Raw genomic sequence first — 13,887 nt, forward strand, 5'->3', positions numbered from 1 at the left:
ATTAATAGCAAATAACAAATCACAATTGCAAAAAAACTTTTCAAACACACGCAAATCCAGTGGACTAAGCCTCGCAAAGAATCATCTTGCCAACTTTGGAGAGATTATTAGCAAAAAGCATCACAAAGGAAGGGCAATCGACATGGACTCTGCTTTTGAAACCAGATCAACTCACAAGCATCCTAAGGGATTATATTTGCTGTTCATTACTGAAATGTGGGAGCGCTACAGCTACTACGGAATGAGATCCGTCCTTGTCCTCTATCTTACTACGGAATTAATCAGTGGCGGCTTGGGAATGGACAGGGCCACGGCGCTGAAGTTATACGGTTTTTATACCGGACTGGTGTACTTCACTCCCTTGATTGGAGGATATCTGACAGACCGATTTTTTGGTCTTCGTACAGCCATTACTATTGGAGGGGTTGCCATGGCAATTGGTGACTTTTCCTTATTTGCCATTCATGAAACTTGGGGATTGTATCTTGGCTTGCTGCTTTTGATTATTGGCAACGGTTTTTTCAAACCGAATATCTCTACACTTGTCGGGGAGCTATACGATAAAAATGATCCACGAAAAGACTCCGCCTTTACGATTTTTTATATGGGAATTAACCTTGGGGCTTTCATTTCTCCATTAGTGGCTGGGGTAATCTATGCCAACCTGTTTCACTCGACAACAGGAGGGGTCGAAACCTTTGGCTTTCGCTATGCATTCTTAGCTTCGTCCATTGGCATGGTTATTGGTCAGTTACTTTTTAATCTGCTATCTCAAAAGTATTTGGGCGACAGAGGCACGAAGCCAGTCAGGGCACAAAACCCGTCTATTAACCAAAACAGTACACAGCCCTTAACCAGTCAAGAGAAGCAACGGACGGCCGTTATCTTGATCCTGGCGTGCTTTACCGTTATGTTCTGGGCCGGGTTTGAGCAAGCAGGTGCTTCCTTTACGCTCTATACCAAGGATCATATTGACCGCATGTTTTTCGGCTATGAAGTACCCGAATCCTTTTTCCAATCACTAAATCCATTATTTATCCTGCTGCTGGCACCAGTGGTTTCATCTTTCTGGCTCAAATTATCTCGTACACCCCGTGGTGACTTTTCCGTTCCAACCAAAATGTCTTTTGGTTTGATACTACTTGGGTTGGGGTTCATGGTCATGATTCCAGCCGTGATGATTACTGGCAGCAGCGAAACGGATACGACTGTAAAGGCAAGCATGCTGTTTATGGTCGTTACGTACCTGCTTCATACGCTTGGCGAACTTGCCTTATCGCCTATCGGATTATCGCTTGTAAGCAAACTGGCACCTGTCAAAATCGCTTCATTACTAATGGGCGTATGGTTTTTGAGCAACGCTGCTGCAAACTATTTGGCCGGCTACATCGCCTCATTAACCACTTCCTTCGGCTATCTCGAAATCTTTACTTACCTCGGACTGGCTTCGATTGCCCTTGGATTGATATTGCTTGCTCTGTCCAAACAGGTGCAAAGGCTTATGCATCTCGATTGAACGAGGGGGATTGGATCACACTTGTTGCAAATCCTACTGCTGTAATTGCCAAGGCAGAAAGCAAAAATGTCTCTTTTGACACTAGTAAACCACCCATAAGAATAACAATCGAATCAATTAAAAAAATGACGATCCCTACATTCAGTCGGAATTTATCAGCAAAAAACTGTGCCAACAGGTCCGTTCCTCCCGTACTTGTCTCGTATCTCAGCATGACTCCAATGCCAATTCCAACTAAAATCCCACCGAGCACAGAAGAATAGAGGGAGGGCAGGCGGAGATTGACGATGACAATTTGCTTAAATGGCTCCAACAGGTCAATCATAAACGATGAAACCAGCATGCCATGAATACTATTGTAAAAGTAACTTCGGTTTCTGAACCACGCAAGTACCAATATCGGCACACTAAACAAGATAATGGTCAGACCCGCCTTAACTCCCCAAAGGTAATTAAAGATGAGTCCGATTCCAATAATCCCACCATCAAGCACTTCGAAGGGGGACAGAAAAAAGTTGATTCCGATCGATAAAATCAAACTTCCTAGCAGGATAGCCAAGGCTTTATGAGTAAAAGGCATATACAATCACCTCCAATTTTTTCTTGGACATGTTATGTATATGCCTTTTCTCTGTGGAAAACATCTCGACGTATGTTATTTCTCTCTCAATTCGCTAATGGCAACTTGATCTCAACCAGGGTTCCTTCATCTACTTTGCTCTGATACGTGATGCTGCCTTGATGTTGCTTAATAATTTTATGACAGATCATGAGACCAAGCCCCGTGCCTTTTTCTTTCAAGCTATAGAATGGCTCACCTAAACGAGGAAGCAGTTCTTCAGGGATACCGAAGCCCTGATCCTGAACAGAAATAATACACTCCCCCTTGGAACCATTTCGCAGATGAATGTGAATCTCTCCCCCGTCCAGCATCGACTCAATGGCGTTCTTGAGAATATTCAAAAACACTTGCTTTATTTGATTCTGTTCGCAAGTCACAGAAAAAACTGATCCCTCACTGCTCAGTTTAAATTCAATGTCGCTCATCAGGGCTTGAGGGGACAGCAGCTCAAGCGTACTCTCAATCAATTCTCGCAAATTTGCACGAACCATTTGGGTCGCTTGCGGTTTCCCCAAAGAAAGCAGTTCGCTCGTAATCGACTCAATACGTTCGAGTTCACTTAGAAGCAACTCACTATATCCGATTGAACTATTTTCTCTCTTGTAAAGCTGGATAAATCCTTTAATGGTCGTGAGCGGGTTCCTTATTTCATGTGCCACTCCTGCTGCCAGCTCCCCGACGATCGACAGTTTTTCCGATTGCAAAAGAAACTCCTCCGCTTTTTTCCGTTCAGAGATATCTCTGCTGACAATGACGAGATGCTCGATGATATTGTTATCTCCTTTGGCAGGCATACAGCGGGACTCAAATTCGATCCACCGACCATCCTTGTGTTTAAAACGGAATTCCATCGAGTGAGATTCGTGATTATCAAACATCAGCTTAATCGTATTTCGGAACATGTCTACATCATCTGGATGAATTAACATACACAATGCAATATTCTTTAAATCATCGCTTTGATATCCTAATACGAGCTCGTGAGAAGGAGAAAAATAACTGATCCTATGCTCTTTGTCCATCACCATGATCAAATCCGAAGTGTTCTCTGCGATTAAACGGTATTTGGATTCACTTGCTTCTAATGACTTCTCCATATGCTTTTTTTCTATAATGATACGATGCAACTTCTCATACGACTCAATCAATAATCCGCCTATAGCGACTCCTAACATCACAAACACCAGGTATTGAAAGTGAAAGAGCAGATCATCGGTAAGTATGTTAAAGCTAAATACGGAAATCAAATAAACAGCTATATAGCTTACAAACATGATCACACTCTTTTTTATGGGTGTGAGGAGTGAAGCATACCAATGGATGCCGGAGAATACAACCATGGCCAAGATCCAACCGATAATAGCTGGAGGCCAGTTACTGCCAAAGGCAAGTCTGGTGAGCAAAGCAAAACTTCCGGTAATGATTCCAGCAACAGGCCCCAGATAGGCAAAAACCAGTATAACAAGAGCGTATCGTAAATCATAGGAATATCCATGTTGCTTAATAGACATCATGACAATAAAAAATGTAACGACTCCTGCATATAAACCTGCCCAGAGGTGAAGCTGCTTGAGAGGCTTATGATTGATGAACGAGCGAATGACTAACGGCGTACTTACCGTTAATGAAAAAATAGAGAGATTAACTATGTAGTCTAGTAAAATCAACCGACACCACCTGCACCAAATTGTGTTCCAAATATTCCTACATATCATAAACCAGTTGTATTGCTATTTCCATATTTAAAGCATATTTCCACTGGTTTAATAAGACTAAACACAAAATAGCCCCCTCTGACAAAGCAGTAGCACGTCTTGAATCTACTGTCTCAGCTGAGGGGACTGTTTTTTTACACCATGATTTTACATATATTATTGGTAAACTCTACAGGGTCGTTGATGGGCAGGCCTTCAATCAGAAGGGCCTGGTTGTACAACAGATTGGTATATAAGGCGAGCTTCTCTTTGTCTTTTTCAAAAGCGTCCTTCAATGATTGGAAGACCTCGTGATTGGTATTGATCTCCAAGACCTTTTCGGCCTGAATGTTTTGGCTTGCCGGCATAGCTTTTAGTATTTTTTCCATTTCGATGGTCACTTCACCATCCGTAGAGATGCAGACTGGATGGGTCTTTAGCCGTTTGGATACTCGTACATCCTTTACTTTGCCTGCCAGCGTATTTTTCATGTAGTCAAACAGGTCTTTGTTTTCGCTGGTTTCGGCATCAGTATTTTTCTCATCGGCTTCGATCCCCAAGTCACCGCTTGATACTGATTTGAATTCTTTCTCTTTGTACGTCATCAGCATACGGATAGCAAATTCATCGATATCATCGGTGAAATACAGAATCTCATACCCTTTTTCAGCAACTAACTCTGTTTGCGGGAGTTTCTCGATTCGTTCATTTGACTCACCAGATGCATAATAAATATATTTTTGGTCCTCAGGCATTCTGGATACATATTCGTCGAGTGTGACCAGCTTCTTCGCTGTGGAAGAGTAGAACATCAACAAGTCTTGCAATACTTCTTTCTCACTTCCGAATTCACTGTAAACCCCGTACTTCAACTGTCTGCCAAACGATTGATAGAACTCTTCGTACTTCTCCCGTTCGTCTTTTAACAAGCTTTGCAATTGGCTCTTGATTTTGCTTTTGATGTTTTTGGCGATGAGCTTCAATTGTTTGTCATGTTGTAAAATTTCTCTAGAGATGTTGAGAGATAAGTCCTCGGAATCAACCATACCTTTGACAAAGCTAAAATAGTCAGGAAGTAATTCAGGACATTTATTCATGATCAATACGCCATTGGAATACAGCTCTAATCCCTTTTCAAACTCTTTGGAATAATAATCAAATGGAATCTTTTCAGGGATAAACAAAATCGCATTGTATCTTACGGCTCCATCGACACTGATATGGATATGTTTGATCGGCTTGTCAAACCCGTAATGCTTTTCCATATAAAAGTTCTCGTAATCTTCTGGAGTAAGTTCGTTTTTATTCTTTCTCCAGATCGGAACCATGCTGTTGATTACCTGTGTTTCACGATACTCCTCGAATTCATTATCGCTGCCTTCTTTGAGCCTATTGCCTGAAACGTCCATTTTGATCGGATAGCGAATGAAGTCGGAGTATTTTTTGATGATTGCTCTTAAACGATACTCATCCAGATACTCGTCATAGTTCTCATCTTCGCTATTCTCTTTGATTTTAAGAATGATCTCTGTTCCCACTTCAGCTTTTGCACAAGGCTCAATCGTATATCCGTCTGCGCCTTGAGATTCCCACTTATACGCCTCACTGCTGCCTAACGGTTTACTGGTGACTGCGACAACATCCGCTACCATAAAGGCAGAATAGAAGCCGACACCAAATTGTCCGATGATATTGTGCCCGTCTTTCAATTCAGTCTCATTTTTAAATGCCAAAGAGCCGCTCTTTGCAATAACCCCCAGATTATTTTCCATCTCTTCCTTTGTCATCCCAATTCCCGTATCTGAGATTTTCAGCGTCCGGTTTTCTTTGTCAGCCTCTACTTTAATATAGTAGCTGTCCTGATCAAAACGTAAATTTTCGTCTGTTAACGCTTTGTAATATATCTTATCAATGGCATCGCTAGCATTCGAAATCAACTCTCGTAAAAAGATCTCTTTCTGAGAGTAAATGGAATTAATCATCATTTCCAAAAGCCGTTTTGATTCTGCTTGAAATTGCTTTTTTTCCATTTGTGGTTCTCCTTTCAAAATGATAACTGAATATCTTTTAGCACTCTATCAACTTGAGTGCTAACCATCTTTTAAATACCATATTCTGTGCTTTTGTGTCAATATAGGTATGACTGTGTTCAGCCTCTCATCACTATGGTCAACGGAAGCCTTGAAAGGGGAACGTACAATGAATCTACAAGAAAAACTAAAAAACCTGCCCTCTTCCCCTGGCGTTTATCTGATGAAAGATTCCCTTGGTACGATCATTTATGTAGGGAAAGCAAAAAACTTAAAAAATCGAGTGCAGTCTTACTTTCATAACTCGAAAGCTCATTCTCCAAAGGTTAAAAAGCTTGTCCAAATCATAAAGGATCTTGAACTGATTCTTACCGACACAGAATTTGAAGCTTTCATGCTTGAATGCAAATTAATCCAGGACCTAAAGCCGCATTTCAACAAGAAGATGAAGAGCCCGCTTTCTTATCCCTATATTGGCATAGAAATGGAGCACGGGCTACGCAGTCTCGTCATAACCAATCATCCCGGCGAAACAAAAGGGAATCTATACTTCGGCCCTTACACAGCGAGCAGGACCACGGTTGAACGAGCGCTTCAAGGGATAAAGGAATACTGCAAAATCTTGTGCAGCAGCCCTTCTTCCAAGCATACAGCCTGCTTGAACCATTCACTTGGTTTGTGCATTGGCATGTGCGCAGGGGGAAGTGCGGTGGAAGAGTACAATCGCATGATAAAAAGGATTGCCGATTTACTTGATGGATCAGACAAAAGCTTATTGGAAGAAATAAAGCGAAGCATGTTCGAGGCTGCCGAGTCATTTGAATTTGAGACGGCCGCCAAATATCGAAACACGATCGATGCAATCAACAGTCTCATCAACAAAGAAAAAGTAATCGAATTCACGATAGAAAATCAGTTAATCGCAGTCATCGAGCACCTACATGATCGTACAGCCAAGTTTTTTTTGATTAAACAGAGCGAAATACTTTACCGTGAAAAGTATGATCTGGAAAGCACAGACATCGAATACCTGCTTGAAAAGATCAAGACTAATATTTTGGACATCTTCAAGGCAAAACCCCGTTCATTTCTCTCAGAAGTCAGTAGAAATGAAATTGATGAAGCACAGATCATCTATAGCTATTTACATAGTAACTCTTGCAGCTTTTTTCTGATTCCTGACAAATGGCTTCTGTCAAAGGATACTGCCAGATTCGATGAAGCACTTAGGGAGTTGCTGATCAGCCAAAAGCCATCCAAATAGCCTTTTCGAGTGATCGTTGAAGTTGAAAGAACAACCCTGCATTAGTAAATATGCAGGGTTATTCTTCATCGCTTTTTTTTGTACCTCGATGGGAAAGCTTCGCAAACACTTCGTTAATTGTCCTCATTCGTTCTTCTACTTTCCTCGATGCTGCATCCAGGGTAAAGCCATCATCCATTAATTCCTTCACCAAAAGAATCTTTTTGATGTTTAAATAGTCGTATTTCCTTGTTGTCCCTTCCCCTTCTTTGGAGGAGTGAATAATCCCCTTTTCTTCCCAGTACCTGATTTGTCTTTGTGGAACCCCTGTTATGTCTGACACTTCTCCAATACCAACAACCAATTTTCCTAACAATTCAAAGTCCAGCAAGATGTTTTCTGCTTGTTCATTTCCGCTCATAAAATAACCACTTTCTATTGTAGTTTTTCCTGATAATATTTTACGTCATTTGAAGTATATTTACAACGGAAGGAAAATTATTGACATTAATTGTAGATTTGTTACAATAAATGCAACCAAACTACATTCAAGTATTTGGAAACCATTTGTCTAAGGGGTGGGCTTTCATGCCGATTATCAACATTGATTGTTGGGAAGGTTTTACAGCAGAACAAAAAAAACAATGGGTGAAGGAATTGTCCGACGTAACTGTTAATATGTTCAATCTTCCGCCTGACAAAGTACTGGTTATTTTACGGGAAACACCGGTAGCAAATTGGGGGCAAGCAGGTACAGTTGCATCTGACCCGGATTTTTTAGAAAAGAGCCGAATTACTCAGCCAATATCCACCCCTGAATAGCCCTTACATTACAGCAAATAAGCACCCTCATTTGGTTTGTGTAACGAACCAATCGGGGTGCCTTTTCCTTTCCATTCTATTCGAACTGTGAAGGTGATCAAAATGAACAAACCATTAGACCAAAAATATAGCAATGCGTTGGAATGGGTTTTTGAATTATTGACTGTTCCAGACGAGTACACATTAGTAACCGTTCAAAGTCAAAAACAAAACAGAACCGACGTATGGGTTTTCCGATTTGAAAAACGTTCAGGAGAAAATAATGGGTTGGGCGGTGAGCATTTTTCAGTTGTTGTTGAAAAAAACAATTATAACCTCCTTGGATTTACTTGGATGGATCAACGATTGACGGAAGGGAAGCTTCCAAGCAAAGAAGAAACAACCGCCATTGCCAGAGCATTTTTAGAAAAGGTCGAGCCAGGTATGTTTGAGAAATTGCAGAACCTGTGGATTGACAGGCATGACGAAGTAATTTCCTTGACGGGTACAGGAAACATCGATAAACGTACCGTCACCGTATCGGGCATGAAATACAAGTGTTATTTGAATGAAAAAGATGATTACGCCTGGGTAATCGTTGGTCCCGGTGGAAGAGTAATTACTTTTGAACAGGGGATTGTCTGGAATAATGGCCGAGTGACGGAAAAGTGGTTGCATGATAGCTGGCTAAAGCCCATGGGAGATGAATTAAATGAGTAATCAGCAAATTATGAAGGCAGTCGGGTTTACCCGCACACTCTCTGGTCAGGAAAGCCTGATCGATCTTGAAATAGAAAAGCCACGTCCTTCTGGCAGAGATCTTTTGGTAAAAGTAAGAGCCATATCGGTCAATCCTGCCGATGTGAAGTCCCGTTCCAATGCAAATAAAGAGAATAAGCCGAAAATCCTTGGCTGGGATGCGGCGGGAATCGTCGAACAGATCGGGCCTGATTGCGAATTATTTCAGCCTGGCGACGAAGTCTATTATGCCGGCGATGTAGATCGCCCCGGGTGTAACAGTGAATTCCATCTCGTCGATGAGCGTATCGTGGGCAAAAAACCGAAAAGCCTTAGCTTTGCAGAGGCAGCCGCTATGCCTTTAACCTCACTCACTGCATGGGAAGGATTGTTTCACCGACTGGAAATCAGTCGAAAGGAAGAGGAAAATCGCAACAAGTCCATTCTGCTAATCGGTTCCGCGGGTGGTGTAGGGTCTATTGCAACTCAGCTCGCCAAACTTGCCGGATTAACAGTCATCGGAACTGCCTCGAGAGAAGAATCTTCTCAGTGGGTCAAAGAGCATGGTGCTGACTACATGATCAATCATCGAGAAGCCTTTGTCCCGCAGTTAAAGACGCTTGGCTTTGATGCAGTCGATACGATCTTCTGTCTGAACAATACAAGCTTGCATTGGGAGAACATGTCTGAGGCCATTCGCCCACAAGGCAAAATCTGTTCCATTGTTCCAGCCAGTCAGCCCGTTAACCTGAATTTACTTTTCTCGAAAAGCGTCTCATTTCATTGGGAGCTGATGTTTACCCGAGCCAAGTTTCAAACCGATGATATGCTCGCACAGCATCTCCTGCTTAATGAAGTAGCTGATCTTGTTGATAACAGGAAACTGAAAACTACCATGACCCAACGCCTGGAGCCGATCAATGCCGCCAACCTGCAATTGGCACATGAGAAGGTACTTGCCGGGGATATGATTGGCAAACTGGTCTTGGAAAATTTTTAGGAACACAGGAAAACCGTCAATTTTACGCAAAAAAGTGAGCTAGGCACAATGCGTGCTTAGCTCGTATCATAGCTCTTTACTTCGCTATTTTCGTTTCTCTATTGGTATTTCACAAATTCAACCTTCAGTATTTTCATTGCGTTTTGAATCGGCTTGCCGTTCTCATCTGTTTTTTGGATCGCTATTTTGTCCACTGCCTCTATCCCTTCAAATACTTGACCAAATACGGTATGCCTCATGTCGAGATATGCACGTCCGCCAATCTCCTTGTACTTCGCTTCCGCATTCAGTGGGAGCGCCGATAAATCAAGATATTCCTGATCTACCTTTGGACTCTGAACGATGTAGAAATGATTGGTGTTCGTATTGGGCCCTGCATTCCCCATACAAAGTGCTCCCCGGAAATTGAAGAGATCTTTGTTGAATTCATCCTCAAATTCCCCACCAAATACAGTTTCGTTCTCTTCCTCCGTGCCCTCTTGACCACCAATTTGAATCATGAAATCGTTGATCACCCGATGGAATGCCCTGTCATTATAAAACCCTTTTTGTGCAAGCTCCTTGAAATTTTTCACTGCTTTCGGCGCCTTATCCGGGAATAGTCGGATTTTGATTACCCCTGCATCCGTGGTCACAACGCAAATTTCTTCCCCTTTTGCAGGCTTTTCAAGCTGGACCAGCTTCACATCCGAGACATCAATTCCCGTATCCTTCCAGAGAACGCCCCACAGCTTCCAGTCAGTCGCTTCCTTACCCAATTTTGCCAAACCAATGTAGTCTGTTTTTTCAATGACCTTATTATCTTTCGTATAGCCAAGGTATTTGAATTTGACGATCGCACGGTACTTGTTATACGCATCATAGTCCGTAACGGTATACAGCTTCTCCACTTTTGATTCAACAAGCTTTATTTCTTTGAACTGTGAGAGTCCAGTCAGGTATTCCTTCACCCCGTCTTTTAAGGCCGAGTCTTGAGCCAACAGCTTTTCCAGTTCCTTTGTATTGGCAAAATTTTTGACCAATGCTGTTAAGACTTCTGCTACTTCTGCCTTGTCTCCGCCATGTGGTCGGAATTGGTTCACCTGAATTTCTTTATTGTAGTCATGCACCACTGGAGTCGTTAACGCCGAAACATAGGTTGTGCTCATTACGGGAACCGCTAAGCTTAACGCTACTGCGAGTGAGATTGCTTTTTTCATCTTATTCCCCCACAAATGGTAATTTTGTTTATGTAAAATACCAAAAATTTACATAAACTCATTATACAGTCAAGCTGTGAATATATAAACCATTTGTCGGAATTTTTACAAATTTAGGCGCGGTATTGAGCCAATTGTCAGCGATATTCATCCTATCAAAAAAAGAAGCCAAGCTTTGCGCCTGGCTTAATCACGTCCATAATTTTCTTTGCAACCTCTTACACCTTTTTAACAAACTCCGATTTTAACTTCATAGCACCAAAACCATCGATCTTGCAATCAATATCATGATCTCCCTCAACCAACCGTATATTCTTCACTTTTGTCCCAATTTTTACGACGGATGAGGTTCCCTTTACTTTGAGGTCCTTGATGACTGTTACAGTGTCTCCATCGTTCAAAATATTTCCATTGGCATCTTTGACAACTTTTTGCTCTTCACCCTGCTCGGTTCCTTCATTCAAACTCCAGGTATGGGCACACTCAGGACACACCAATTGATTTTCATCCTCGTACGTGTATTCTGAGTTACATTTTGGGCAATTTGGCAAAGTAGACATCCTATATTTCCTCCAATCAATCTTGTTTGTTCCAGACAAGCTACAGCACCTATTACTGTACCACATATATTTAAAGCATTGCAGCTTCATATGAAAGCAACTTTTGCAGAATTTTGTGGCCTCATCGCAAAATTAACTATTAAGCGATAAAGGAGAGTTATCATTCATGAGGAGAACATGGATACTAAGTTCAATTTTTGTAATCCTTTTCGGTTTTATCGTTTTAGGCGTTATTCAACAATATGAAGTCCCATTGCGCTTTGTATCGGAGAACAGCGGCTATAAAGTTTCATACTCCAATGATCATGGCGTTACGACGATTCAAATCGGAGACGGTGGTGGAGGTAGCGATAAAGTTGCCAAACCAACGCCAACCAAAGAGAAAATAGAACCTTATGTCGTGAAAGGTCAAGTAGTCGACAAGCAAGGTCATCCACAACCAGGAGTTATGATTTATGCGGATAACCAATTACTCTATAACAGCAATATTTTAGGAGTCACCGACGAGAATGGGCGCTATCGGATAGAATTGGAACGCATTGCCACCAGTTGGAATATGAGTGCCGATATCAAGCATGAATATAACGGCAAGATGTACGGCTTCAATTTAAGCTCTGACACCGATTTGCCATTTGCAGGTAATACTGGGGCCATTCGTAACTTTACTTGGAAAACCGCTAATGGCAATGTCTTGCTTTATACTGCAGATTTCACGAATCCCTATGATGAAAATCTGCCTCCACCCCAGGTAGGCGAAATCGAAGTGACACTCACGCCTGTTTCCCCGTTGCTGGACGGCAGTACCGGTCAAACAATAACGAAACGCGCTATGCCAATAGCAGAAGGATACGGTCTGAGCAGTGTGCCGATTGGTCGATACAAGGCTACGGCCAGATGGGTTCCCGATGGGCAGACACCTGTGCCTATGCTGATAAACGTGAGAAACACAGGCCAGTATGCTGAGTCCATCGTATTTGATTTCCAAGACCCGTATGAATTAATGATCTATTCAATCGAACTTGAAGTCAAACTGCCATAGATTTTTTCTCTTTGTGACCCCCATCACGAACTATTATCGCCATACATGTTACCTTGAACATGAGAAAGTTTATCAGCCACATAATGCTAATTCTCAAGTAAAGGAGCATCTTATGAGCGAGCTAATCAACAACCGTGAACAACATATAAATCAAAAATCAGAACGCCAGGAAAAACTAAAAGAGATCTTTACGGATCTTCATAGCGGAAAGAGTGTAGACGAGGTAAAGGCCCAGTTCGATGAAAAGATTGGGAAAGTCACTATTGATGAGGTCTCACAGCTTTCCGAACTTCATCGTACTTTCGTCGAGAATGGATCCCTTGGAAAAAGTGAAGAGTTGCATTTGTCTTCCGGACATATGTCCATTCTGAAAGGGAATATCACAGATCTCCCCCTTCCCAAGGAAGAGCCAGGACATCCGATTCATACATTCAAACTAGAAAATCGAGAACTTGAGAAGCTGTTACATTCCCGTCTACAACCGCATTTGACACAATTTATTCAGGACGACTCTGCTGATCATATTTACATGCTCTTGGAAGATATCAATCTCTTGCTCGACATTGATAAGCACTATATGCGCAAAGAGCATCTGATTTTCCCTTATCTCGAAAAGTACGGTATTTTCGGTCCATCTACGAATATGTGGAGAATTAATGATTATATCCGTGATGCCATCAAAGAAACGAAACAAAAATTAGTAAACTACAACGGAGACAAACAAGTCGTTATCAATGGCTGCAACTACTTTATCAATGAAGTCCATCAAATGATCTACAGAGAAGAAGAAATTCTTTTCCCAATGGCCATGAATCATTTTACCGAAGATGAATGGATTAAAATTGCTCATGAGAGTGATGAAATCGGATATTGCCTGATTAGTTCCGTTGAAAAATGGAAGCCTGAACGATTAGAACTGGATGAAAATGCCATTTCTGAGGGCTACATTAAAATGGAGACAGGAATTCTGTCCCTAAAGCAACTTGAGCTACTATTTAACCATTTACCGGTAGACCTTACCTTCATTGATCATAACGATGTTGTCCGCTATTTCTCCCACGGGAAAGAACGGATCTTTGCACGAACCAAGGCGGTTATCGGGCGTACCGTTCAAAATTGCCACCCGCCAAAGAGCGCTCATATCGTCGAAGAGTTGCTGAATGATTTTAAATCCGGAAAGAAAGACAGCGAGGATTTCTGGATCAAGTTCCGTGATAAATATGTGTATATTCGCTATTTCGCTGTTCGTGATGAGAACGGACAGTACATCGGTACCCTCGAATTCACTCAAAATATCGATCCGATTCAAGCGATTACCGGGGAGAAGCGGATATTATCCCAAGAATAGGTGAATTCTAACAAACTATCATTATGATTTGAAAAAAAATTGACAACGTTTGCAGCAACTATTAATATTGTTTCTACAAGTTAACGATGACGGAGAA

13 protein-coding genes are annotated in these 13,887 nt (G+C 41.8%); 7 read left to right on the forward strand and 6 right to left on the reverse strand.

Annotated features, from left to right (window positions below):
- The first annotated feature begins 142 nt into the window (after positions 1–142).
- On the forward strand, positions 143–1,516 hold the full coding sequence (locus ACPW7N_RS19910; RefSeq protein WP_425652924.1) for a peptide MFS transporter: 1,374 nt from the start codon (positions 143–145) through the stop codon (positions 1,514–1,516).
- On the opposite strand, the gene ACPW7N_RS19915 is transcribed toward ACPW7N_RS19910, so the two are convergent.
- From ACPW7N_RS19915 to htpG, 3 genes are all read right to left on the reverse strand, one after another.
- The gene (locus ACPW7N_RS19915) at positions 1,500–2,096 is read right to left on the reverse strand and encodes a YitT family protein (protein ID WP_425652926.1); all 597 of its coding nucleotides are present in this window, start codon (positions 2,094–2,096) and stop codon (positions 1,500–1,502) included. The two genes, ACPW7N_RS19910 and ACPW7N_RS19915, sit on opposite strands and share 17 nt — an antisense overlap.
- An 86-nt stretch (positions 2,097–2,182) precedes the next feature.
- Entirely contained in the window at positions 2,183–3,805 is a 1,623-nt protein-coding gene (locus ACPW7N_RS19920; RefSeq protein ID WP_425652927.1) for an ATP-binding protein, read from the reverse strand.
- Positions 3,806–3,987: 182 nt separating this feature from the next.
- Positions 3,988–5,862 carry a molecular chaperone HtpG gene (htpG, locus tag ACPW7N_RS19925; RefSeq protein WP_425652929.1) on the reverse strand — a complete coding sequence of 625 codons (1,875 nt, stop codon included), beginning with the start codon at positions 5,860–5,862 and terminating at the stop codon, positions 3,988–3,990.
- Positions 5,863–6,031: 169 nt separating this feature from the next.
- Between htpG and ACPW7N_RS19930 the strand changes: the two genes are divergently transcribed.
- Positions 6,032–7,126, forward strand: a complete 1,095-nt coding sequence (locus tag ACPW7N_RS19930) for a GIY-YIG nuclease family protein (RefSeq protein WP_425652930.1) — start codon at positions 6,032–6,034, stop codon at positions 7,124–7,126.
- A 58-nt stretch (positions 7,127–7,184) separates the two neighbouring features.
- On the opposite strand, the gene ACPW7N_RS19935 is transcribed toward ACPW7N_RS19930, so the two are convergent.
- A complete protein-coding gene (locus tag ACPW7N_RS19935) occupies positions 7,185–7,526 on the reverse strand; it encodes a MerR family transcriptional regulator (RefSeq protein ID WP_425652931.1) in 342 nt (113 codons plus the stop codon).
- Between the two features lie 167 nt (positions 7,527–7,693).
- Between ACPW7N_RS19935 and ACPW7N_RS19940 the strand changes: the two genes are divergently transcribed.
- The 3 genes from ACPW7N_RS19940 to ACPW7N_RS19950 all read left to right on the forward strand — a co-directional run bounded on the left by ACPW7N_RS19940 (position 7,694) and on the right by ACPW7N_RS19950 (position 9,644).
- On the forward strand, positions 7,694–7,927 hold the full coding sequence (locus tag ACPW7N_RS19940; RefSeq protein ID WP_425652932.1) for a tautomerase family protein: 234 nt from the start codon (positions 7,694–7,696) through the stop codon (positions 7,925–7,927).
- Positions 7,928–8,029: 102 nt separating this feature from the next.
- Positions 8,030–8,626: a YcdB/YcdC domain-containing protein gene (locus tag ACPW7N_RS19945; protein ID WP_425652934.1), complete on the forward strand. Its 597-nt coding sequence runs from the start codon at positions 8,030–8,032 to the stop codon at positions 8,624–8,626.
- Positions 8,619–9,644, forward strand: coding sequence for a zinc-binding alcohol dehydrogenase family protein (locus ACPW7N_RS19950; RefSeq protein ID WP_425652936.1), 1,026 nt, complete (start codon positions 8,619–8,621; stop codon positions 9,642–9,644). Before ACPW7N_RS19945 ends, ACPW7N_RS19950 begins: the two co-directional genes overlap by 8 nt.
- A 98-nt stretch (positions 9,645–9,742) precedes the next feature.
- On the opposite strand, the gene ACPW7N_RS19955 is transcribed toward ACPW7N_RS19950, so the two are convergent.
- Both ACPW7N_RS19955 and ACPW7N_RS19960 read right to left on the reverse strand, forming a co-directional pair.
- The gene (locus ACPW7N_RS19955) at positions 9,743–10,843 is read right to left on the reverse strand and encodes a peptidylprolyl isomerase (RefSeq protein ID WP_425652937.1); all 1,101 of its coding nucleotides are present in this window, start codon (positions 10,841–10,843) and stop codon (positions 9,743–9,745) included.
- A 218-nt stretch (positions 10,844–11,061) separates the two neighbouring features.
- A complete protein-coding gene (locus ACPW7N_RS19960; RefSeq protein ID WP_425652939.1) occupies positions 11,062–11,403 on the reverse strand; it encodes a zinc ribbon domain-containing protein YjdM in 342 nt (113 codons plus the stop codon).
- 166 nt (positions 11,404–11,569) lie between these two features.
- Here ACPW7N_RS19960 and ACPW7N_RS19965 point away from each other — a divergent pair, with 166 nt between their 5' ends.
- Both ACPW7N_RS19965 and ACPW7N_RS19970 read left to right on the forward strand, forming a co-directional pair.
- Positions 11,570–12,442 (forward strand): carboxypeptidase regulatory-like domain-containing protein, encoded by an 873-nt coding sequence (locus ACPW7N_RS19965; protein ID WP_425652940.1) that lies wholly within the window; start codon positions 11,570–11,572, stop codon positions 12,440–12,442.
- 112 nt (positions 12,443–12,554) lie between these two features.
- Positions 12,555–13,790, forward strand: a complete 1,236-nt coding sequence (locus tag ACPW7N_RS19970; RefSeq protein ID WP_425652942.1) for a DUF438 domain-containing protein — start codon at positions 12,555–12,557, stop codon at positions 13,788–13,790.
- Positions 13,791–13,887 lie beyond the last annotated feature (97 nt).

The sequence above is a fragment of the Brevibacillus nigriterrae genome, assembly GCF_049846925.1.
GTDB lineage: Bacteria > Bacillota > Bacilli > Brevibacillales > Brevibacillaceae > Brevibacillus_H.

Excerpts from the sequence above, each read along its gene's own strand:
- ACPW7N_RS19910 (WP_425652924.1), top strand. The coding sequence starts at position 143 with ATGGACTCTGCTTTTGAAACCAGATCAACTCACAAGCATCCTAAGGGA.
- ACPW7N_RS19915 (WP_425652926.1), bottom strand. The coding sequence starts at position 2,096 with ATGCCTTTTACTCATAAAGCCTTGGCTATCCTGCTAGGAAGTTTGATT.
- htpG (WP_425652929.1), bottom strand. The coding sequence starts at position 5,862 with ATGGAAAAAAAGCAATTTCAAGCAGAATCAAAACGGCTTTTGGAAATG.
- ACPW7N_RS19930 (WP_425652930.1), top strand. The coding sequence starts at position 6,032 with ATGAATCTACAAGAAAAACTAAAAAACCTGCCCTCTTCCCCTGGCGTT.
- ACPW7N_RS19935 (WP_425652931.1), bottom strand. The coding sequence starts at position 7,526 with ATGAGCGGAAATGAACAAGCAGAAAACATCTTGCTGGACTTTGAATTG.
- ACPW7N_RS19940 (WP_425652932.1), top strand. The coding sequence starts at position 7,694 with ATGCCGATTATCAACATTGATTGTTGGGAAGGTTTTACAGCAGAACAA.
- ACPW7N_RS19945 (WP_425652934.1), top strand. The coding sequence starts at position 8,030 with ATGAACAAACCATTAGACCAAAAATATAGCAATGCGTTGGAATGGGTT.
- ACPW7N_RS19950 (WP_425652936.1), top strand. The coding sequence starts at position 8,619 with ATGAGTAATCAGCAAATTATGAAGGCAGTCGGGTTTACCCGCACACTC.
- ACPW7N_RS19955 (WP_425652937.1), bottom strand. The coding sequence starts at position 10,843 with ATGAAAAAAGCAATCTCACTCGCAGTAGCGTTAAGCTTAGCGGTTCCC.
- ACPW7N_RS19960 (WP_425652939.1), bottom strand. The coding sequence starts at position 11,403 with ATGTCTACTTTGCCAAATTGCCCAAAATGTAACTCAGAATACACGTAC.
- ACPW7N_RS19965 (WP_425652940.1), top strand. The coding sequence starts at position 11,570 with ATGAGGAGAACATGGATACTAAGTTCAATTTTTGTAATCCTTTTCGGT.
- ACPW7N_RS19970 (WP_425652942.1), top strand. The coding sequence starts at position 12,555 with ATGAGCGAGCTAATCAACAACCGTGAACAACATATAAATCAAAAATCA.